We start from the raw sequence: 21,397 nt of genomic DNA, 5'->3' as shown, positions 1-21,397 counted from the left end.
CCCCGGCGGTTCCCTTGTGCGGCGCGCTTCTGGTTCTGTCGGGGTGGGGGGTGGGCGTGCGAGGATGCGGAGCCAGGTCGCCGTCTGGCAGACTTGGAAACCGCTTTCCGGGGAGGTCTCGTGGTCACGCTTGAGGACGTCGCCAAGCAGGCGGGCGTTTCCCTGGCAACCGCCTCGCGGGTGCTCAACGGCAGCACCCGCCAGGTGGGCGCGACCCTGCGGGCCCGTGTCGAACGGGCCGCCGACGAGCTCGGCTACCGCGCCAACATCGCCGCCCAGACGCTGGCCCGCGGGGCGAGCAACGTCATCGGCATCGTCGTCCACGACCTGACCGACCCCTACTTCGCGGCGCTGGCCGACGGCGCGATGCGGGCCGCCGCCACCGAGGGCCTGCTGGTCATGGTGGGCACCACCCACCGCGACCCCGAGCAGGAGATCGCCTACGTCGCCACCATGAACGCCCAGCGCGTCCGCGCCGTGCTGCTGGTCGGCTCGCGGGTCGCCGACCCCGTCGTGACCGGGCGGCTGCGCGACGAGCTGGCCCGCTACCGGGAGGGCGGCGGCCGGGCCGCGTGCGTGGGCCAGGACCTGCTCGGCGTCGACACGGTCGCGCCCGCCAACCGGGCCGGGGCCGCCGACCTGGCCCGCGCGCTGGCCGGGCTCGGGCACACCCGCTTCGCCGTACTGGCCGGGCCGCCGCACCTGGTGACCGCGGCCGACCGGTGCGAGGGGTTCGCCGAGGCGCTGCGGGAGCTGGGGTTGCCCGAGCCCGTCGTGGTCCACGGCGCGTTCGACCGCGACGGCGGCCACCGGGCCGCGTCCGAGATCGGCGAGGCGACCTGCGTGTTCGCGGTCAACGACGTGATGGCCGTGGGGGCGCTGGCCGCCTACAGGGAACGCGGGATCCGGGTGCCCGAGGACGTCTCGGTGGCCGGTTTCGACGACATCGTCACGCTGCGTGACCACGTGCCCGCGCTGACCACCGTACGGCTGCCGTTGAAGGACATGGGGGCACGGGCGCTGGAGCTCGCGCTCGGCCGGGAGGACGGCGCGGCCGAGCCCGTGGTCGAGCAGGTCGCGGGCGAGGTCGTTCTGCGGGAGAGCGTCAGGAAGATGGCATGAGCGGCCCCCGCGGGGCCGCCGGGGGCGGGAGAGCGGTGTGAAGCTGGCGGTCAGCACGTTGGGGATGCCTGGCGAGGGGCTGGAGCGGGCGGTCGCCGTCGCCGCCGCGTACGGCTGCCAGGGGCTTGAGCTGCGGCTGCATCCCGACACCGGCGTCCATGCGGGGCTGACGGCGCCGGAGAGGCACGGCGTGCGGGAGCGGGTGGAACGGGCGGGGCTGGAGATCGCCGCCCTGGCCGGCTATGTCGGCATCTGCGAGCCGGGGCCGGACGAACCGGTCACCGAGGCGCTCCTCGCCGACCTGCGGCTCGCCGCCGATCTCGGCGCGCCCGGCGTGCGGGTGTTCCCGCGCGGCGACGATCCGGCGGTCGGCGCCCGCAGGCTCAGGGCCGTCGCCGGTACGGCCGCCGCTCTGGGCGTACGCGTCCTGGTCGAGACGCACGACCGGATGGCGACCGGCGCGGCCGTGTCCGGGCTGCTGGCCGAGGCGGGACGCCCGGAGTCGACCGGCGCGCTGTGGGACCTGCTGCACCCGTGGCGGCACGGCGAGCCCCCGGCCGGCACGCTCGCCGCGCTCGGCCCTTCGCTGGCCTACGTCCAGGTCAAGGACGCCGTCTCGGCCGAGGACACCACTCCGGTCCCGATGGGGACGGGCTCGGTCCCGCTGGAGGAGGCCGGCGAACTGCTGCGCGCGGCCGGGTACGCGGGATGGGTCTCGCTGGAGTGGGAGCGGACCTGGTATCCGCAGGTGGCGCCGGTCGAGGAGATCCTGCCGGGCGCGGTCGCCTGGGTACGACGGTTCACCGCTTAGATAGGGGAATGCCCCTTAACAAGAACAAAGTCCTCGTGGTCGGAATGGACGGCCTGCGCTTCGACCGGCTCGTCGCCCTGGCGCCCCCGGTCCTGTCGTCGCTGATGGCCTCCGGCGCGTACGGCACCAGCAAACTCCCGTACGGCGAGGCGGCGGCCCCCAGGACCGAGGCGCCCGGCGAGGTCGTGCCCAAGGCTCCGGAGCCTCGGTCGGCCGGCCGCGTGATCAGCTCACGTACGGACTCGGGCCCCGGATGGTCGTCGATCGCCACGGGAGCCTGGCCGGACAAGCACGGCGTTGTGGACAACAGCTTCACCAGCCCCCAGTTCACGAAATTTCCGGACTTCTTGAGTCGTGTGAAGGATGCCCGTCCTGATCTCACGACCGCCGCCTTCCTCTCCTGGGCCGCCCTCGGCGAGCACAACGCCTTCGGCCCCGCCATCGACCATCGCATGGTCCTGGACGGCTACGCCCTCACCTGGACCGTCGCCGACGAGCGGATCGCCGACGCCGCCGAGCGCCACCTCGCCGACACCGGCCCCGACCTCGCCTTCGTCTACCTGGGCGACACCGACGAGGTGGCCCACGCCCTCGGCCCCCACTGCCCCGAGTACGCCGCCGCCCTGCACGCCCAGGACGCCTACCTCGGCAGACTCCTCGACGCCGTCCGCGCCCGCCCCGGCGAGAGCTGGACGGTGCTGGTCACCACCGACCACGGCCACGTGGACGAGGGCGGCCACGGCGGCACGTCCGACGAGGAGCGCACGGTGTTCGTGATCGCGAACCGCCTGGGCGAGGACCTGGGCGGCCGTCCGCTCGGCGAGCCCCGCCTGGTGGACGTCGGCCCGACGGCCCTCGCCCTGCTCGGCGTGCCGCTCGACCCCGCCTGGGAACTGGACGGGACACCGCTGTTCAACAGCTGATGAATTTATGGCAGACTTCGGAGAGGGGGTGCCTCCATGAGCCTCACACGTGACTTCTCCGAAATCTCCGCGATCACCGGCGTCTCCGGGGTCTCCGGCGTTTCCCGGGCCTCCGGGTTCGATGCCGCGACGCTCGCCGACGTGGGCGGCAAGGCCGCCAACCTCGGCGAGCTGACCAGGGCCGGCCTGCCCGTCCCGCCCGGCTGGGTCCTGACCACCGACGCCTACCGCCAGGCCGCCGACGGGCTCGACCTCACCCCGGGCGACGGGCTCGCCGAGCGCGCCAGGCGGCACCTGCTCCAGGCCACCGTGCCCGGACCGGTGCGCGAGGCGATCGTGAAGGCCTACGCCGGGCTCGGCGCGGACGTACCGGTGGCCGTGCGCTCCTCGGCCACCGCCGAGGACCTGCCGTTCGCCAGCTTCGCCGGTCAGCAGGACACCTTCCTCAACGTGGTGGGCGCCGAGGCGGTGCTCGAAGCCGTACGCCGCTGCTGGGCCTCCCTGTGGACCGACCGCGCGGTGGCCTACCGGGAGGCCGAGGGCATCGGCCACGCCGGCGTCCGGCTGGCGGTGGTCGTCCAGGTGATGGTGGACGCGCGGGTGGCCGGGGTGTTGTTCACGGCCGACCCGGTGACCGGCCGGCGACACCAGGCCGTCGTGGACGCCGCCCCCGGCCTGGGCGAGGCGGTCGTCTCGGGCGCGGTCAACCCCGACCGGTTCGTCGTCCTCGGCGGCGAGGTGCGGGAACGGCACGCGGGCGACAAACGACTGTCCGTCCGACCCCTGCCCGGCGGCGGCGTCGAACACGTCGAGCGCGTGGAATCCGTGGGTGACGCCGAACGTGGCGAGACAGGCGGTCTCTGCCTGACCGACGCGCAGGTGCTCGACCTGGCCGCGCTCGGCGCCCGCGTCGAGGACCACTACGGCGCGCCCCAGGACATCGAGTGGGCGATCGACCCGGACGGCACGCTCTGGCTCACCCAGGCCAGGCCGATCACCACGCTCTACCCGCTGCCCGAGCCCGCCCGGCCCGGCCTTCGCGTGCACCTGTCGCTCAACGTCGCCCAGGGCGTGATGGGGCCGTTCACACCGATGGGGGTGTCGGCGTTCAACCTGGTCAGCTCGGGGGCGGCGAGCCTGTTCGGGCACGGGCCCGCCGACCCGCTGGACGGCCCGGCGTTCCTGGGCGAGGCGGGGCAGCGGTTGTGGATCGACCTGACCACGCCGGTGCGCAGCCGTATGGGCCGGGCGGTCCTGACGCGGCTGATGCCCCTGGGGGAGGCGCGGGCCGCGGCCGTCGTCCGGGAGCTGGTCCACGACCCGCGGTTGTCGGTGGTCCAGACCTCGCGCCGGCCGTTCCTGCGCGGGCTGCGCCGCTTCGCCCGCCGCGTCCACGCGCCGGCGCGCGTCCGCGACGCGCTGCTGAACCCGGCCAGGGCGCTCGCCCACGCCGCCCGGGTCGGCGAGGCGCTGGACAGACGGCTCGACCTGCCTGCCGCCGCGACTCCGGCCCAGCGGCTCGACCACGCCGAACGCGTGCTCGGCGGCCTGTTCCCGGCCATCGTCTCGGTCATGCCCATCGTGATCACCGGCTACGCCCTGCTCGGCCTGGCCGCCCGGCTCGCCGGACTGCGGGTGGGCGACCTCCAGGACGTCCTGCGCGCCGTGCCGAACAACCCGACCACCGAGATGGACCTCGAACTGTGGGACCTGGCCACCCGGATCGAGCCCGAGCCGTTCCGGGAGGCGTCCGCGGCCGAGCTGGCCCGCCGCTACCGGGCGGGGGAGCTGCCGCCGCGGGCCCAGCGGGGGATCGCCGCGTTCCTGGACAAGTACGGACACCGCGGCGTGGCCGAGATCGACCTCGGCGTGCCTCGCTGGTCCGACGACCCCACGCACATCCTCGGCGTACTGGCCAACTACCTGCGCATCGACGCCGGCTCCGACCTCGCACCCGCCGCGCTGTTCGCCAAGGGCGCGCGGGCCGCGCGGGCGGAGACCGACCGGGCCGCGGCACTGGCGGCGGCCAAGGGCCGGTGGCGGGCGCCCGTGGTGCGCCTCGCGCTCGGCCGCACCCGCGCGTACGCCGGGCTGCGCGAGCTGCCCAAGTTCTACGCGGTCAGGAGCATCGCCGCCGTCCGGCACAGCCTGCGCGCCGTCGGCGACCACCTCGTCCGTACGGGCGTCCTGGACACCGCCGACGACGTGTACTTCCTGCGCCTGGAGGAGGCCAGGTCCGCCCTGGCCGGCGGCGACCTGCGCGACCTCGTACGCGAGCGGCGGGCCGCGTACGAACGCGAGTCGCGCCGCAGGCACGTGCCCCGGATCATGCTCTCCGACGGCACCGAGCCCGAGGCCCTGGCCGGTCCCGCCCCCGAGGGCGCGCTGACCGGCACGCCCGCCTCGGCCGGCACGGTCACCGGCGTGGCCAGGGTGGTGCTCGACCCGACCGGCGCCCACCTGGAGCCCGGCGAGATCCTCGTCTGCCCCTCGACCGACCCGGGCTGGACCCCGCTGTTCCTCACGGCCGGCGGCCTGGTGATGGAGATGGGCGGCGCCATGTCGCACGGCGCCGTGGTGGCCCGCGAGTACGGCATCCCCGCCGTCGTCGGCGTCCCCGACGCCGCCAGCCGGATCACCACGGGCCAGGAGATCACCGTCGACGGCGCGGCGGGCACCGTGACCGCGCGTTCCGGGGACGAGCTCCGTTAGGCACGTGCCGCCAGGGGTAACCGGAGAAGGCACTACGTTTCCGGATGAGGCGGTCCCATGGTGGTCACAGAGCTCGTGCGCAGGGTCGAGGCGACGCTCGCCCAGTCGCAAGGGCGCTTCCCCGTGCACGCCGACCCCGTGACGGGCGAATGGACCTGGTCCGAGGACGGAGACTGGTGCGGCGGCTTCTGGGGCGGACTGCTGTCCCTGGCCGCGGTCGCCACCGGCGACCCGCGCTTCGCCCTGGCCGCCGGCGAGGTCGCCGGGCGGCTGGCGGCCCGCACCGACGCCCCCACCCTGCTGCGCGGCCTGCTGTTCTGGTACGGCGCCGCGCTCCCTGCCGTGCTCGCCGGCGACGAGGAGCCCGGCGCCCCGACCGCCCTGGCCGCGGCCCAGTCCCTGAGCATCGGCTTCGACCCGCTGGCCGGCCTGCTGCCGCCCCAGGAGGAGGACGTCGCCAAGTACGGCTGGCCCCGCCCCGGCGCCTGCGTGGACGGCCTGCCCGGCACGGTCCCGCTGCTGGCCTTCGCCTCCGAACGCACCGGCGCCCGCGAACTGCTCGTCATGGCCGAGTCCCACGCCCGCGCCTGCCGCGCGATCTGCGTACGCGAGGACGGTTCCGTCGCCCAGACCTCGACCGGCGCCGTCAACGGCTCGTCGCCGGGCAGCACCTGGGCCCGCGCGCAGGCGTGGGCCATGCTCGGCCTCGCCCAGGCCGCTCATCTGTCGCCGGAGTTCACCGAGCCGGCCGCCGAGGTCGCCGACTGGTACACCGCCCACGTACCGTCCGACCTGGTCTGCTACTGGGACTTCGACGACCCCGGCATCCCGGACGCGCCCCGTGACACCTCGGCCACCGCCATCGCCGCCGCCGCCCTGGCCAAGCTCGCGCCGCTGGCCAAGGACGGCTACCGCGAGCAGGCCGCCGACACCCTCGCCGCGCTGGCCCGCGACCACCTCAACGAGCACGGCGGCCTGGTGGACGGCTGCTACAACCGCCGCAAGGGCCTGGCCGTCGGCCACGAGCTGATCTGGGGCGACTACTTCCTGCTCGAAGCCGCCCTCGTCCTCGACGGCGCGATCGACACCAGCCGCCTCTAGACCACCAGCTCGGCGTAGCGGGCCTTCATCGTGGCCAGCACCTCGTCCGGGTCGGCGGCCCAGACGTCGGCGTTGAAGATCTCCACCTCGATGTCGCCCGTGTAGCCCGCCGCCAGCACGGCCCGGGTGATCGGCGCGAAGTCGATCACGCCGTCGCCCATCATCCCCCGTCCGAGCAGCACGTCCGCGGGCAGCGGGTGCAGGTAGTCGCACACCTGGTACGACGCGATCCGCCCCGCCGCCCGCGCGACGTCCTCCGACAGCCTGGGGTCCCACCACACGTGGAAGGTGTCGACCACCACCCCCACCTGCTCCTCCGGGTACGGCAGGCACAGGTCGAGCGCCTGGCCCAGCGTGGACAGGACCGCCCGGTCCGGGCAGTAGACGGGATGCAGCGGCTCCAGCGCCAGCCTGACACCCCGCTCACCCGCGTACGGCGCCAGTACCGACAACGCCTCGGCCACCCGCTCCCGCGCACCGGCGACATCCTTGGAGAAACCGGCCACCTCCGATGCCCCGGCGACGTCCCTGGACGAGCCGGACGGGAGTGGCTCGCCGGGCCGGACCCCGGGCAGGCCGCCGACCACCATGACCAGGCACGCGGCCCCCAGCTCGGCCGCCTCGTCCACGGCCCGCCGGTTGTCGTCGAGCGCCCGCCCGAAGGCGAGCCGCCCCTCCTCGCCGGGCAGCCCGCCCGCCGTGAGGAAGCCGCCCCGGCACAGCGAGGACACCCGCAGCCCGGCCTCCCGCACCAGCGCGGCGCTGCGCGCGAGCCCCTGCTCGGCCACCTTCTCGCGCCACAGCCCGACCGCCTCCAGGCCGTGCCGCACGCAGCCGTCCACGGCCTCGGCGACCGACCAGCGCCTGGTCGTCCACTGGTTCAGCGACAGACTCACAGGCCGTTCACCTCCAGCAGCGCCCGCATCCTGCGTACGGCCAGCTCCGGGTCGGCCAGCAGCCCGGCCTGGTCGGCCAGCCTGAACACCTCCGCCAGATGGCGTACCGACCGGGCCGACTGGGCGCCGTTCACCATGGCGAACGCGTCCTGGTGGCCGTTCAGCCAGGCCAGGAAGACGATGCCGGTCTTGTAGTGGTACGTCGGCGTCTCGAAGATCTTGCGTGACAGCGCGACCGTCGGGGCCAGGATCTCGTCGTAGCGGGCCAGGTGATGGGCCGCCTCCTCGCCGGTGGCGGCCTCGGCCGCGTCCAGCGCGCGCAGGGCCGCGGCGGCGGCCGGGGCGATCGCGTCGAAGATGCCGAGCAGCGCGTGCGAGCCCGACCTGATGAGGGAGGGGTAGTTGAAGTCGTCGCCGGTGTAGAGCCGGACGCCCTCGGGGAGCGCGGCCCGCAGCCGCACCTCGTGCTGTTCGTCCAGCAGCGACACCTTCACGCCGTCCACCATCGCGGCGTGGGCGTGGACCAGCTCCAGGAACGACTCCGTCGCGGCGTCCACGCCGGGCGCGCCCCAGTAGCCGGCGAGCTGCGGGTCGAACATCTCGCCCAGCCAGTGCAGGATCACCGGGCGGTCGGCCAGGCCGAGGACCTTGCCGTACACCTGGTGGTAGTCCCGGGGCCCGGCCGCCACCCGGGCGAGCGCGCGGGAGGCCATGACGATCACGCCCGCGCCGGCCGCTTGGACGGTCTCCACCTGCTCGGCGTACGCGGCGGTGATCGTGTGCAGGTCGGCGGCGTCCGGCGCGTGGTCGGTGCCCGCGCCGCAGGCCACCAGCGCCGCCGGGTCCCCGTACGAGCGCGCCTCCTCGGCGCTGAGCCGGATCAGCTCCCTGGTCGCGGCCCAGTCCAACCCCATGTTGCGCTGGGCGGTGTCCATGGCGTCGGCGACGCGCAGGCCGTGCGACCACAGGTGGCGGCGGAAGCGCAGCGTCGCCTCCCAGTCCACGGCGGCGGGGGAGCCCGGGGTGTTGTCGCCGAGCGGGTCGGCGACGACGTGCGCGGCCGCGTAGACGACCCGGCTGGTCGCCGGGATGGCCACGACCGGCCAGGTCACCGGCTCGAGCGGCACGTACGCGCCGCCCGGCAGGTCGATCCTCACAGCTGCGGCACCTCGATCCGGCGGCCCTCGGCGTTCGAACGCAGGCCCAGCTCGGCGAGCTGCACACCGCGTGCCCCGGCGGCGAAGTCGTACGGGAAGGGCGCGTCCTCCAGCACGTGCCGGACGAACTCCGTCCACTGGACCTTGAACCCGTTGTCGAACTCGGCGTTGTCCGGCACCTCCTGCCAGTCCTCGCGGAAGCGGGCCGTGGCGGGCAGGTCGGGATTCCAGACCGGCTTGGGGGTGGCGGCGCGGTGCTGGAAGCGGCAGTTGCGCAGGCCCGCGACGGCGCTTCCGTACGTGCCGTCCACCTGGAACTCCACCAGCTCGTCCCGGTTCACGCGGACCGCCCAGGAGGAGTTGATCTGTGCGATCACGTCCCCTTCGAGCTCGAAGATCCCGTACGCGGCGTCGTCCGCGTCGGCCTCGTACGTGCGGCCCCGCTCGTCCACCCGGGACGGGATGTGCGTGACGGCCTTGGCGTAGACCGACCTGACCTGGCCGAACAGGTTCTCCAGCACGTAGTGCCAGTGCGGGAACATGTCGAGCACGATGCCGCCGCCGTCCTGCGCGCGGTAGTTCCAGGACGGGCGCTGGGCCTCCTGCCAGTCGCCCTCGAACACCCAGTAGCCGAACTCGCCGCGCACCGACAGGATCCGGCCGAAGAACCCGCCGTCGATCAGCCGCTTCAGCTTGAGCAGGCCCGGCAGGAACAGCTTGTCCTGGACGACGCCGTTCTTCACCCCCTTGGCCGTTGCGGCCTCGGCCAGCGCGACGGCCTCCTGCACCGACTCGGCCGTGGGCTTCTCGGCGTAGACGTGCTTGCCCGCCTCGATGGCCTTGAGCACGGCCTTGACACGGGCGCTGGTGACCTGGGCGTCGAAGTAGATCAGGTTGTCGCCGTCGGCGAGGGCGGCGTCGAGGTCGGTGGTGAAATCCGAAATTCCATGCTTGTTCGCGATATCTGCGAGTTTGTCGGCGTTTCTGCCGACCAGAACCGGTCGCAGCTGCACCCGGTCGCCGTCCGAGAGCGTGACGCCGCCCTGCTCGTTGATGGCCAGCACGGACCGGACGAGGTGCTGGCGGTAGCCCATTCGTCCGGTGACGCCGTTCATCACGACGCCGATGATGCGCACGCTCATGGGGATCCCTTCAGGAATCGGGCAAGGAAAGCGCTTTCCCGAAACGTACGGCTGCGCCCGGCCGAGCGTCAAGTGGCCGCCTGGCATGGCGAGGTGCGTGGGAGCGCCGGCGGGCGGAGGCAGGCCCTCCGCCCGTGCACCGGCGGGCGGCTAGCTGTCGCCCCGGCCTTCGAGCCGGGCCAGCGCCTTGGTGATGGGGTGGGCCGCGAGCGAGAGCTGCCACTCACGCGCCCCGAGCGAACGCAACCGCTCGGTCACGCTCTCGTCGGTGATGTCGGCCGGGGGCTCCCAGGTGAGCCTGCGCACCGCGTCGGGCTGGAGCAGGTTCTCCGTGGGCATGCGGTACTCCTCGGCCAGCGCGGCCACCACGGCCCGCGCCGCCGCGAGGCGTTTGGCGGCGGCCGGATCGCGGTCGGCCCAGCGGTTGGGCGGCGGCGGACCGTCGCCGGGCGTGCTGGGCTGGGGGAGCTGGCCGTCGGGCAACGCCCGCGCCCGGTTGACGGCGGCCAGCCAGTCGTTCATGTACCGGCGGGCGCTGCGGCCGGTGAAGGCCGAGATCTCCGTCAGCGCCTTCTTCGTACGGGGGCCCTCAAGGGCGGCGGTGACGATCGCGGCGTCGGGCAGCACCCGGCCGGGGGCCAGGTCGCTCTCCCTCGCGATCGTGTCGCGCATGGTCCACAACTCGCGCACGATCGCCAGCGCGCGCACGTTGCGCACCTTGTGGATGCCCGACGTACGCCGCCAGGGGTCGGACCTCGGCACCGGCGGCGGGGTGTTGAGCACGGCCGCGAACTCCTCGCGCGCCCACTCCAGCTTCCCCGACCCGGCCAGCTCCTCGCGGAGCAGGTCGCGCAGCTCGACCAGCACCTCGACGTCGAGGGCGGCATAGCGCAGCCAGTCTTCGGGCAGCGGTCTGGTGGACCAGTCGGCGGCCGAGTGGCCCTTCTCCAGCCGCAGGCCGAGCACGGTCTCGACCATCGTGCCGAGCCCGACGCGCTCGTAGCCGAGCAGTCGCCCGGCCAGCTCGGTGTCGAAGATCTCGCGCGGTTTGAAGCCGACCTCCATCAGGCACGGCAGGTCCTGGGACGCGGCGTGCAGCACGACCTCGGCGCCGCTCAGCGCCGTGTCGAGCGCCGACAGGTCGGGGCAGCCCATCGGGTCGATCAGCGCGGTGCCCGCCCCGGCCCGGCGGAGCTGGACCAGGTAGGCGCGGTTGCCGTAGCGGTAGCCGGAGGCCCGTTCGGCGTCGACCGCCACGGGACCGGTGCCCGCGGCGAAGGCGTCGACGACGCGCGCCAGCGCCTCGGCGTCGGCGATCACCGGGGGGATGCCCTCGCGGGGTTCGAGCAGGGGCTCGACGGTGCGTTCTTCTGTCATGAGCTCACCGACCTCATGACGCTGGTGCTGTCTTGACTGGTGCCCTCACTTCGTACGGTCACTCTCCGGATCATCACGTCGGCGCGGCAGCGCGGCCACGTCGGGCGGGAGCGGCGGGATCCCCGCCGCCAGGCACATGAGGTCGCACCAGGCGGCGACGTGGCCGGACAGATCCTCCTCGGCGGGCGACCAGGACGCACGCAGCTCGAGCTCGGTCGTGACCGGGTCTTCCGCCTTGTTGCCGAAGCCCTCGGACACAGCTCTAGTCACGGTACCGCCCGCCGCGGAGTAGTCGGCTTCGTGGGCCTCCAGCGCCTCGGTCAGCCAGCTCCACACGACCGGGCCGAGCAGCGGGTCGGAGGTGATCTCCGGCTCCATGTCGGCCCTGACGTAGGCCACCAGCCGGAACGGGCCCTCCCAGCCGCGCTGGCCGTCGGGGTCGTAGAGCAGGATCAGCCGGCCCACCGCGAGCTCGTCGTCGTCGCGGTAGACGGAGGCGCCGATGGCGGCCGAGTAGGGGGCCAGCCGCTGCGGCGCGGGCAGGTCCTCAAGCTCGATCTCCGGCCTGACCTCGGCCGGCCGCAGGCTCTCCGCCGCGCGGGTGAACGCTGCCGGCGGCGGTGGCTGGTCACCGGGTGTCATAGCCGAAGCGTAGGTCGAGGACGAACGGAAGGGGACCACGGGGGTGCTCATCCTTGGTGATCAAGCCGCTGCCGTAACCAGCTGGCGAACCGGTCGGGTGGTCTCGGCCCAGCCGAGCAGGATCGCGTGGCCGCATTCGGCGCAGGCCCATTCCGGGCACTGGCCCGGCTCATGCCCGTCGAAACAGGGTGGCTGTTCGAACAGCCGCTCGCCAGCGCAGGTCGCGCAGCTCTCGCTGCGACGCTCCGGGGAACTCCACAACGCGGTCATCGCACCAGTCATCGAACCGGGGCCTTTCTTCGGGTCGTGGCTCCGACGTTGACACGAGCCGATGACAATTCCGCGCAACGCGCTCGGCGTGTCCCGAAAGTGGTCGCTGAATCGATGCCGCGCGGTGGGTTGGTGAACATTTGATCCAGTCGAGACCGGCTCTCTGGGCGGCCATGGGGTGTGTTCGACCCGTGTGCGACGCCGCTGCCGGGCAGACCGGTAAACCTTCATCTGGCTATCTGATCATGATTTTGGGTATCCAATGTATGTTTTTCCGACACCTCGCGCCGATGTCCTGGCCGATCGGGGGCCATGGCACCCTTGGAGGGTGAATCTCGCCGACTCAGCCTTCCTGCGCGCATGCCGCAGGCAGCCCGTCCCGCACACCCCGGTCTGGTACATGCGGCAGGCCGGGCGGTCGCTGCCCGAATACCTGAAGGTGCGCGAGGGCGTGCCGATGCTCACCGCGTGCGCGACGCCCGACCTGATCGTCGAGATCACCATGCAGCCGGTGCGCCGCTACGGCGTCGACGCGGCGATCTTCTTCAGCGACATCGTGGTCCCGCTCAAGGCCATCGGTGTCGACCTCGACATCAAGCCGGGCGTCGGCCCGGTCGTCGCCGACCCGATCCGCGACGCCCGGGGGCTGGCGGCGCTGCGCCCGCTGGAGCCCGACGACGTGCCCTACGTGACCGAGTCCGTGCGGGCCCTGGTCGGCGAGCTGGGCGGCACCCCGCTGATCGGCTTCGCCGGCGCGCCCTTCACGCTCGGGTCCTACCTGATCGAGGGCGGCCCGTCGAAGAACCACGACCGCACCAAGGCCATGATGTACGGCGAGCCGGCCCTGTGGCACTCCTTCATGGAACGCCTGACCGACATCGTGCTGGAACACCTGCGCATCCAGATCGCGGCCGGGGCCTCGGCGATCCAGCTCTTCGACTCGTGGGTGGGCGCGGTGGCGCCGGCCGACTACCGCGAGTTCATCCTGCCCCACACCCGGCGCATCTTCGAGGGCGTCGCGGGCGTGCCCCGCATCCACTTCGGGGTCGGCACCGGCGGGCTGCTCGGCGTGCTCGGCGAGGCCGGGGCCGACGTCGTGGGCGTCGACTGGCGGGTGCCGCTCGACGAGGCGGCCCGGCGCGTCGGGCCGGGCAAGGCGCTGCAGGGCAACCTCGACCCGGCCATCCTGCTCGCGCCGTGGGAGGTCGTCGAAGGCAAGGCCCGCGAGGTGCTGCGGCGCGGCGCGGCGGCCGAGGGCCACGTGTTCAACCTCGGCCACGGCGTGCTCCCCTCGACCGACCCCGACCAGCTCAAGCGCCTGACCGACCTGGTCCACGAAGCGAGCGCCTGACCGTCAGGCCGACGCCGCCCCCGGCTCGGACGGGCCGGGCTCGGACGGCTCGGGCCCGGACGGCTCCGGCTTCGAGGGGGCGGCGGGGGCCGGACGCCGGCGCGCGCGGTTGCGCCGGACCAGGAACACGGCCACGGCCACCAGCGGCACCAACACGACCAGCCACGGCAGCAGCGCGCCGAGCACGGTCAGCGCCGTCTTGGTGAACGACACCAGCGCCCCCCACCCGGCCTTCAGCCCGCCGAGGAACCCGGCGGGCTCCTCGGCCGGGTCCTCGACCACCGCCACCGGCCCGACCAGGCGGAGCGTCATCGTGGCCATCGAGACCTGGGTGGCCAGCTCCTTCTGCTGGGCCTGCAACGCCTCAAGGTCCGCCTCACGGGAGCTGATCTCCTTCTCCACCTGGAGCACCTGCCCGATGGTGTCGGCCCGCTTCAGCAGCGTGCGCAGCGAGGCCAGCGACTCCTGCGCCGACTTCAGGCGGCTGTCGACGTCGGCGACCTGGAGGGTGACATCCTGCGTGCCCTGGTTCATCGAGAGCTGTTTGCCCAGCTCCTTGCCCAGCCTGCCGGTCACCTCGGCGTACCGGGTGGGCGGGATCTTGAACTCCAGCATGGCCGAGTCCTCGGTGTCGCTGGCGGTGTTGGACTCCTCCCTCGACAGGTAGCCGCCGGCCGCGGTGACGATCTGCTTGGCCTGCTGCGCCGCGGCGGTGACCTCCTTGGCGCGTACGGTCATGCTGCCGGTGTAGATGACCTGCCGGTCCTGCTGCCGGATGAGCTTGACGTCGGAGACCGCGCTGTCGGCTCTCTCCGGAGCCCTCTTGGCGGCGACGTTCTCCTCCGCGGAGGCGGAGTCGAGGCTCTGCGGAGCCGCGGCGGGGGCCGCCTCCGACGAGCCGCCCGTACTGATCGCTTCGTAGCCGCCGCCGCAGCCTGCGAGCAGCAGAGTGGCGCAGGCCGAGAGCGCGATGCCTAACCGGAGTCTCATGCCCTTATGACGGATGGAGGATCACCCGGGTTTGGTGGCAAGCGTCACGGTACGGTCACGTGCCCCGAGCTGCTGGGCGGTCCACCGAGGCGGTAGCGTCAGGAGACGTGGAAGGGAATCGGGCGCACGTTGTCGTCATCGGCGGAGGCATCTCCGGTCTGGCCGCCGCATGGTTTCTCCGGCAGGGGACGAGCGAGCGGGTCAAGGTCACCGTGCTGGAGGGCAGCCCCCGCCTCGGCGGCAAGCTGCACGCCTCCGAGGTCGCGGGAGTGAGCGCGGACGCCGGGGCCGAGGCCATGCTGGCCCGGCGGCCGGAGGGCGTCGAGCTGGCCAAGGCCGTCGGGCTGGGGGAAGACCTGGTCTTCCCGGGCACCGTCCGGTCGTCGGTCTACTCCAGGGGCGCGCTGCGGCAGATGCCCAAGGGACACGTCATGGGCGTGCCCGCCGACCTGGCCGAGCTGGCCAGATCGGGCATCGTCTCGCCCGGCGGCCTGCTGCGGGTGCCGCTCGACCAGGTCCTGCCGCCCACGCTGGTGCGCACCGACGTGTCCGTGGCCTCCTACATCCGGGCCAGGATGGGCGGCGAGATCGTCGAGCGCCTGGTCGAGCCGCTGCTCGGCGGCGTCTACGCGGGCCGTTCCGACATGTTGTCGCTGGAGGCGACGATGCCGCAGGTCGCGGCCGTCGCCCGGGCCGAGCGTTCGCTGCTGAGCGCCGCCAGGCACATCGTCGAGGGCACACCGAAGAACGCCGGGCCGGTCTTCACGACCCTGCGCCAGGGGCTGGGCGGCCTGCCCGAGGGGGTGGCCAAGGCGTCCGGGGCCGACATCAGGACCGGCGTCACCGTCCGCGAGCTCCACCGCACCGAGCACGGCTGGCGGCTGGTCGCCGGGCCGGTGCCGCAGCCCGAGGTGATCGAGGCCGACGCGGTGATCCTGGCCACGCCGGGTCCCGCCGCCGCCCGGCTGCTCAAGGCCGAGGTGCCGAAGGCCGCGGCCGAGCTGGCCAGGATCGAGTACGCGAGCATGGCCGTCGTCACGCTGGCCTACCCGCTCGACGCCTTCCCGCAGCCGCCGACCGGCAGCGGCTACCTGGTGCCGCCGGTGGAGGGCCGGCCGGTCAAGGCGGTGACGTTCAGCTCGGTGAAGTGGCCCCACCTGGCTCAAGACCTGCTGATCGTGCGCTGCTCGGTCGGCAGGATCGGCGAGGAGCACCTGCTCCAGCGCGAGGACGCCGAGTTGGTGTCGCTGGCCATGGCCGAGCTGGACGAGGTGGTCGGCGTACGCGGCCTGCCGGTCGACAGCCGGGTCACCCGCTGGGGCGGCGCGCTGCCGCAGTACAACGTGGGCCACCTCGACCGGGTGGCCAGGGTGCGCGCCGCGGTCTCGGGCGTCACCGGTCTCGCGGTGTGCGGCGCGGCCTACGACGGCATCGGCGTCCCCGCCTGCGTCGGTACCGCCCGTACCGCCGCGGCCCGGATTCTGGACCACCTGTCGCAACGAGGAGAATGAAGGACATGACAGAGGGCGCGCCGCGGCCGAAGGCCCGCGATCTCAACCAGGTGATCCGTTACACCATGTGGTCGGTCTTCCAGGTGACCGACCAGGTCCCGGGCAACCGGGAGAACATGGCCGACGAGGTCGAGGAGCTGCTCGACCAGGCGGCCGGCAAGGACGTCGTGACCAGGGGGGTCTACGACGTGTCCGGCTACCGGGCCGACGCCGACTTCATGTTCTGGTGGCACGCGCCCACGCCCGAGGACCTCCAGGACGTCTACTCCCGCTTCCGCCGTACCGGGCTCGGGCGGCACAGCAGGCCGGTCTGGTCGGCGATGGCGCTCCACCGGCCGGCCGAGTTCAACAAGTCCCACATCCCGGCCTTCCTCGCCGAGGAGGAGCCGCGGGCGTACGTCAGCGTCTACCCGTTCGTGCGCTCCTACGAGTGGTACCTGCTGGAGGACTCCGAGCGGCGGGCGATGCTGGCCGAGCACGGCCGGATGGCCCGCGACTACCCCGACGTGCGGGCCAACACCGTGGCCTGCTTCTCGCTCAACGACTACGAGTGGATGCTGGCGTTCGAGGCCGACGAGCTCCACCGGATCGTCGACCTGATGCGCACGCTGCGCACCGCGGCGGCCCGCCGCCACACCCGCGTGGAGATCCCGTTCTACACGGGCGCGCGCAAGCCGGTCCAGGAGCTCGTCGCGGCCCTGCCCTAGCGGGTCAGGGCGGCCCGCAGCCGCCACGACCCGAGAGCGAGCAGCGCCGCCGCGAACAACGCGAGCACGCCGAGCTGCGGTACGACGTCGGCCACCGTGCCGTTCCCGCGCAGCAGCTCGGCGAAGCCGTCCAGGGCCCAGGCGTGCGGGGTGAGGTGCGCGATCTGCCGCATCGGGCCGGTGAACAGGTCCAGCGGCACCATCGCGCCGCCGATCGCGGCCAGGCCCAGCCCGGCCAGCAGGCCCACGGAGACCGCCTGCTGGGCGGTCCGCGCCACCGCGCCGAGCAGCATCGCCGCACCCCCTCCCACCAGTGAGAACGCCAGCAGCAAGGCGCCCGCGCCGATCGGGTCGCCCCAGCGCACGCCGAACAGCAGCCCTGACCCGAGCATGATGACCAGCCCCTGCGTCAGCGCCATCCCGACCCGCCCGGCCGCCTCGTCGAGCAGGATCGCGCGGCTGGAGACGGGGCTCGCGTACATCCGCCGCGACACCCCGAGCAGCCTGGTCTCGATCAGCGACGACGCGCCGGTCAGCGAGGTGAGGAAGACGAACAGCAGGAGCTGGGAGGTGGCGGCGATGTCGAAGCTGGACACCTGGACCGGCCTGGCAGGCCCGGTCATGACGGACTCCACCGTGACCCCCGGCACGCTGATGCGCCCGATCCTGGCGACGAGGTCGGGGAAGGAGCCCTCGCGCACGTACGCGGCGGCGCGGGCGGTCATGGTGACCCGCGACACCACCGACCTGACGGCGGCACCGAGCTGGAGCGCCGAGGGCTCGTTCCTGGCCACGTACGGCAGCTCGACCGGCGTGTAGGCGGCCAGGGCGCGGTCGTAGCCGGCGGGGATGAGCAGCGCGGCGGTGAGGCTGCCCCGTTCGACGGCGTCGCGGGCCTCGGCCTCGTCGGCGACCCGTACCAGCTCCAGCTCGCCGGACCCGGCCAGCGCCGCGACCAGCTCGGCGGCCAGCGGGCCGTCCCCGCCCGCGACGCCCAGGCGCGGCCTGCCGGTGCCGCCGAACGAGATGCCGAACACCAGGATGAGGACGATCGGGAAGATGACGACGGGGAAGATGTTCGTCCGGTCGCGTACCAGTCTGATCAGGTTGATCCAGGCGATGGCGATCACAGGCGGAACATCCTGTCCACCCGCAGCAGCGCCGGCCCGAGCGTGACGGCGGCGAAGCCGAGCAGCGCGAGCACCGGCACGACAGGTACGACGGGCGCGTTCGCGCCGTGCAGGTCGGCCAGCCCGAGCATGAACCAGCGGTGCGGCGTGACCAGGCTCAGCGTCGCCAGCACGCCGCCGGTCTGCTGGATGGGGACCAGCACCCCGCCCAGCACGGCGAGCAGCACGGCGACCGCCGACTCGGCGTTCCCGGCCTGCTCTGCCGTTCTGGCCACGGACACGACCAGGGCCATCACGCCGTTGGCGGCCAGCACGCCGGCCACGATGAGCAGCCCGAGCCCGACCGGCGAACCCCAGTCCGCGCCGAGCAGCAGCGACGAGGCGGCCATCAGCACGGCCATGCTGACGACGCCGACCACGATCCCGGTCAGCAGCTTCGACAGGGCGATCGTGAGGCGGGGGACCGGCGCGGACAGGAGGCGGGCGAGCGTGCCGTCGCGGCGTTCGTCCAGGATCGAGCTGAATCCGAACCGCACGGCGAAGAACAGGAAGAACACCGCCATCCCGGCCTGGAACCCCTCGGCCAGCGTGAGCTGCCGCCGGTCGGCGGCCAGATCGGCGACCGTGACCGGCGGGGGCACCGCCACGGCCTGCTCCGGCGTGCCGCCGCCCTTGGCCGCCAGCGCCACCTGGGCGTACCGGACGTCGGAGGCGAAGGAGTCGGCGATCGAGCGGGCCACGTACGAGCCGATCTGAGCGTTCACGTCGCCGATCACGCGGATGGTCGCCTTCTGGCCGGTCTGTACGGCGTGGCTGAAGCCCGCGGGGATCACGTACGCCGCCTGCGCCTCGCCGCTGTCCACGACCGCCCGCGCCATGGCCTCGTCGTCGGCCCCGCGAAGCCGGACGACCCCCGCCTGTTCGAGGGGGCGCAGGACGCGGCCGGTGAACGCCGTCGCGATCGGGCCCCGGTCCAGGTCCGCGACCGCGAACGTGGCCGTCTGCTGGGCGTCCACGCCCCGGAACACCACGCTGAAGACGGCCGCCAGCCCGAACGGCACCACGAACGCCAGCAGCAGCAGCGACCTGTCCCTGAGCCGCTGGCGCAGGTCCTTGCCCGTGATGAGGAGAAGCGTGCGCATGTCAGCCGCCCTTGCCTGATCGGAGGGGGAGTGTGCGCATCTCAGTCCCGCAGTGCCTTGCCGGTCAGGTGCAGGAAGACCGACTCCAGGTCCGGCTCGGCGACCTCGACCGCCCGTACGGCGAGGCCCGCGTCGGCGGCTGCGAGCAGGATCTTCGGCAGCGACCGCCGGGCGTCGTCCACCGTCAGCTCGACGCGCCCGTCACGGCCGGCCGCCTCGCGCACCTCGGGCAGCGCCGCCAGCGCGGGCAGCGCCTGTACGCCGTCGGCGGTCAACGTGATCCGGTCCAGCTCGCCGACCAGGCCGACCAGCTCCCTGCGGGTGCCCTCGGCCCTGATCCGGCCCAGGTCGATGATGCCGATGCGGTCGCAGAGGCGTTCGGCCTCCTCCATGTAGTGCGTGGTGTAGAGCACGCCGACGCCCTCGCCGGCCAGCGCCGCGACGCTCTCCAGGATGGCGTTGCGGCTCTGCGGGTCGACGCCGGCGGTGGGCTCGTCCAGGATGAGCAGGGGCGGCCGGTGCAGCAGGCCGACACCGATGTTGAGCCGGCGTTTCATCCCGCCGGAGTAGTCCTTGACCGGGTCGTCGGCGCGCTCGGCCAGGCCGGCCAGCTCCAGCACCTCCTCCACGCGGGCGCGCACCCGCCCGCCGCGCAGGCCGTGCAGGCGGGCGAAGAAACGCAGGTTCTCGCGGGCGCTGAGGTCGGGGTAGAGCGCGAGGTCCTGCGGGACGTACCCGATGCGTTCCTTGCCCCAGGAGCTCCTGGTGTCGTGGGGGCGGCCGGCCACGCGTACCTCGCCGCCGTCGCGTTCGAGGATCCCGGCGATCATGGAGATCGTGGTGGTCTTGCCCGCGCCGTTGGGGCCTAGCAGGCCGTACGTCTCGCCGGCGGCGATGGTGAAGCTGACGTCGTCGACCGCGACGAGGTCTCCGAACGTCTTTCGCAGATTCCGACATGTCAGGATCTCGTCCTGGGTCACAGGAGCAGTGTGCTGGCGGGGGTGCGGGAGATCAAGGTCAACTTGACGATCTCCCTGTATTGATCTATCCCCTTTGTCACAATCGAGGAGAAATCTCCTGTCGGTGGCGTGATGTCGTGGCACGGTCCACGAAGGGCTGAGGAGGGTCGGGGTGGAACAGTCCACGGAAGGGCCGGGCCCCGGGCGCCGGCGACCTGCGGGCCGCCACGCGGCCTCCCGACCGCCGCTCTCGGCCCCGGACCAGCCCACCGAGCAACCACCTCCCACGGTGACCCGCCGCACGGGCGACCCCCCTATGGCGGAGCCCCGCACGTCGGAGGTCCGTGCAGCGGAGGTCCGTGCAAAAGGGGCGCACGCGGCGGAGGACCGTACGGCGGAGCAGCGGGTTGGGCGGGGACGGCGGGGGAGGCGGCGGCGGGCGCGTGCCGGGAAACGTGGGCCGGCGGCGGGTGCGGTGGCGCTCGCCGGAGGAGTCGCGCTGCTGCTCGGCCTGAACGGCACCTTCGCCGGGCCCCCCTCGGGAGCCCCGGCCGGCGGGAACGCCGCCGCAGCAGCCCGGCAGGCCCCGGCGGGCGAGAGCCAGGTCCAGGCGAACCCCAGCCAGGCGCCCGAGGCCGGCAAGGGCGCCCCGGAGGCGCGTGAGCTGCGGAAGGGCGAGGCGCGGCCGAGCACGTCACCGGCCACGCGCCCCGACAGCTCCGGCACGCCCACCACACAGGGCGCGGGCGACCCTGCCCCGAAGCAGGACACCGTCTCGGGCCAGACCGAGACCGGCGACGCGCAGGTGAGCGTGGCCGACCCCGGCGACCCGGCCACCCAACAAGACCCCGCCTCCCAGCAGGACCCGGCCACCCAGCGGGATCCGGCCGGGCACAAGGGCTCGGCGGGCTACAAGGCCGACGGCCCATCGAGGCACACCGACGAGCAGGCCGCCGAGTACTTCAACAACCGCTGGGGCGCGGGCGACAAGGCGATGAAACACGTCAAGGACATCCGCACCGTCGGCGGCTATCTGCGCATCTACACCAACCTGCCCGACACCGCCGACAACTCGCCCACGGCCATCAAGCTGTGCAAGCGCGGCCTGGAGTATCTCCGGGCGAACGGTGTGAAGCGTCCGATCGTCTTCGTCCAGGCGGAGTTCGGCGAGAACGGGAATCCCGTCCTCGCCAACATCCTGGGTCCGTCCGACACCAACTGCCGTGTCACGTATCCCCGGCCGAAGTGACGCGCGGCGAAGCGGCACCGCCGCCCGCCCGTTGCAGCGCACCGGGAACCAATGAAACCCCCGAGCCGGACTTAGCGCACCCGAACCCTCGTCTTCGAGCACACGTCGCACCGCTGAGTCACGACACGTCCGATCGTCTCTATCGTCACCCATCGGTGGCGAAGATGGACTCGGCCCACGAAGAGGCTCCTACCCCTCGTAGGCG

The 21,397-nt window shown here is 73.2% G+C and carries 18 protein-coding genes; 9 read left to right on the top strand and 9 right to left on the bottom strand.

Going from position 1 to position 21,397, the window contains the following annotated elements; genetic code table 11:
• Positions 1 to 120 precede the first annotated feature (120 nt).
• The 5 genes from DMB42_RS45820 to DMB42_RS56190 are packed head-to-tail and all read left to right on the top strand — an operon-like array spanning position 121 to position 6,669.
• Positions 121 to 1,122, top strand: coding sequence for a LacI family DNA-binding transcriptional regulator (locus tag DMB42_RS45820; protein ID WP_125646295.1), 1,002 nt, complete (start codon positions 121 to 123; stop codon positions 1,120 to 1,122).
• A gap of 37 nt (positions 1,123 to 1,159) precedes the next feature.
• A complete protein-coding gene (locus DMB42_RS45815) occupies positions 1,160 to 1,933 on the top strand; it encodes a sugar phosphate isomerase/epimerase (protein WP_125646293.1) in 774 nt (257 codons plus the stop codon).
• 44 nt (positions 1,934 to 1,977) lie between these two features.
• Entirely contained in the window at positions 1,978 to 2,856 is an 879-nt protein-coding gene (locus DMB42_RS45810) for an alkaline phosphatase family protein (protein WP_260478341.1), read from the top strand.
• A gap of 36 nt (positions 2,857 to 2,892) precedes the next feature.
• Complete coding sequence (locus tag DMB42_RS45805) at positions 2,893 to 5,568, top strand: PEP/pyruvate-binding domain-containing protein (protein ID WP_125646290.1); 2,676 nt, start codon at positions 2,893 to 2,895, stop codon at positions 5,566 to 5,568.
• A gap of 57 nt (positions 5,569 to 5,625) precedes the next feature.
• Complete coding sequence (locus DMB42_RS56190) at positions 5,626 to 6,669, top strand: glycoside hydrolase family 88 protein (protein WP_125646288.1); 1,044 nt, start codon at positions 5,626 to 5,628, stop codon at positions 6,667 to 6,669.
• On the opposite strand, the gene DMB42_RS45795 is transcribed toward DMB42_RS56190, so the two are convergent.
• From DMB42_RS45795 to DMB42_RS45775, 5 genes are all read right to left on the bottom strand, one after another.
• A complete protein-coding gene (locus tag DMB42_RS45795) occupies positions 6,666 to 7,565 on the bottom strand; it encodes a sugar phosphate isomerase/epimerase (RefSeq protein ID WP_125646286.1) in 900 nt (299 codons plus the stop codon). The genes DMB42_RS56190 and DMB42_RS45795 overlap by 4 nt on opposite strands.
• On the bottom strand, positions 7,562 to 8,722 hold the full coding sequence (locus tag DMB42_RS45790; protein WP_125646284.1) for a DUF993 family protein: 1,161 nt from the start codon (positions 8,720 to 8,722) through the stop codon (positions 7,562 to 7,564). The genes DMB42_RS45795 and DMB42_RS45790 overlap by 4 nt, the downstream gene beginning before the upstream one ends.
• Entirely contained in the window at positions 8,719 to 9,864 is a 1,146-nt protein-coding gene (locus tag DMB42_RS45785) for a Gfo/Idh/MocA family protein (RefSeq protein ID WP_125646282.1), read from the bottom strand. The genes DMB42_RS45790 and DMB42_RS45785 overlap by 4 nt, the downstream gene beginning before the upstream one ends.
• A 150-nt stretch (positions 9,865 to 10,014) precedes the next feature.
• Positions 10,015 to 11,241 (bottom strand): ribonuclease D, encoded by a 1,227-nt coding sequence (locus DMB42_RS45780; protein WP_125646280.1) that lies wholly within the window; start codon positions 11,239 to 11,241, stop codon positions 10,015 to 10,017.
• Between the two features lie 45 nt (positions 11,242 to 11,286).
• On the bottom strand, positions 11,287 to 11,883 hold the full coding sequence (locus DMB42_RS45775; RefSeq protein WP_125646279.1) for a DUF3000 domain-containing protein: 597 nt from the start codon (positions 11,881 to 11,883) through the stop codon (positions 11,287 to 11,289).
• A gap of 598 nt (positions 11,884 to 12,481) precedes the next feature.
• Here DMB42_RS45775 and hemE point away from each other — a divergent pair.
• A complete protein-coding gene (gene hemE, locus DMB42_RS45765; RefSeq protein WP_125646274.1) occupies positions 12,482 to 13,504 on the top strand; it encodes a uroporphyrinogen decarboxylase in 1,023 nt (340 codons plus the stop codon).
• A 3-nt stretch (positions 13,505 to 13,507) separates the two neighbouring features.
• Here hemE and DMB42_RS45760 read toward each other — a convergent pair whose 3' ends face one another.
• Positions 13,508 to 14,494, bottom strand: coding sequence for a DUF4349 domain-containing protein (locus DMB42_RS45760; protein ID WP_125646270.1), 987 nt, complete (start codon positions 14,492 to 14,494; stop codon positions 13,508 to 13,510).
• Positions 14,495 to 14,601: 107 nt separating this feature from the next.
• Here DMB42_RS45760 and hemG point away from each other — a divergent pair, with 107 nt between their 5' ends.
• Complete coding sequence (gene hemG, locus DMB42_RS45755; RefSeq protein WP_125646269.1) at positions 14,602 to 16,005, top strand: protoporphyrinogen oxidase; 1,404 nt, start codon at positions 14,602 to 14,604, stop codon at positions 16,003 to 16,005.
• Positions 16,006 to 16,010: 5 nt separating this feature from the next.
• Complete coding sequence (gene hemQ, locus DMB42_RS45750; protein WP_185845210.1) at positions 16,011 to 16,712, top strand: hydrogen peroxide-dependent heme synthase; 702 nt, start codon at positions 16,011 to 16,013, stop codon at positions 16,710 to 16,712.
• Here hemQ and DMB42_RS45745 read toward each other — a convergent pair.
• The 3 genes from DMB42_RS45745 to DMB42_RS45735 are packed head-to-tail and all read right to left on the bottom strand — an operon-like array spanning position 16,709 to position 19,964.
• Entirely contained in the window at positions 16,709 to 17,842 is a 1,134-nt protein-coding gene (locus DMB42_RS45745; protein WP_125646266.1) for an ABC transporter permease, read from the bottom strand. The two genes, hemQ and DMB42_RS45745, sit on opposite strands and share 4 nt — an antisense overlap.
• Positions 17,839 to 18,984, bottom strand: coding sequence for an ABC transporter permease (locus DMB42_RS45740; RefSeq protein WP_125646264.1), 1,146 nt, complete (start codon positions 18,982 to 18,984; stop codon positions 17,839 to 17,841). The genes DMB42_RS45745 and DMB42_RS45740 overlap by 4 nt, the downstream gene beginning before the upstream one ends.
• Before the next feature lie 41 nt (positions 18,985 to 19,025).
• Complete coding sequence (locus DMB42_RS45735; protein ID WP_260478328.1) at positions 19,026 to 19,964, bottom strand: ABC transporter ATP-binding protein; 939 nt, start codon at positions 19,962 to 19,964, stop codon at positions 19,026 to 19,028.
• Between the two features lie 454 nt (positions 19,965 to 20,418).
• Between DMB42_RS45735 and DMB42_RS45730 the strand changes: the two genes are divergently transcribed.
• Entirely contained in the window at positions 20,419 to 21,192 is a 774-nt protein-coding gene (locus tag DMB42_RS45730; RefSeq protein ID WP_125646263.1) for a hypothetical protein, read from the top strand.
• Positions 21,193 to 21,397: the final 205 nt, after the last annotated feature.

This window comes from Nonomuraea sp. WAC 01424, assembly GCF_003947315.1.
In the GTDB taxonomy this organism is placed as follows: Bacteria; Actinomycetota; Actinomycetes; order Streptosporangiales; family Streptosporangiaceae; genus Nonomuraea; species Nonomuraea spiralis.
The sequence above is the reverse complement of the archived record's forward strand: the minus strand, read 5'-3'. Positions and strand labels throughout refer to the sequence as shown.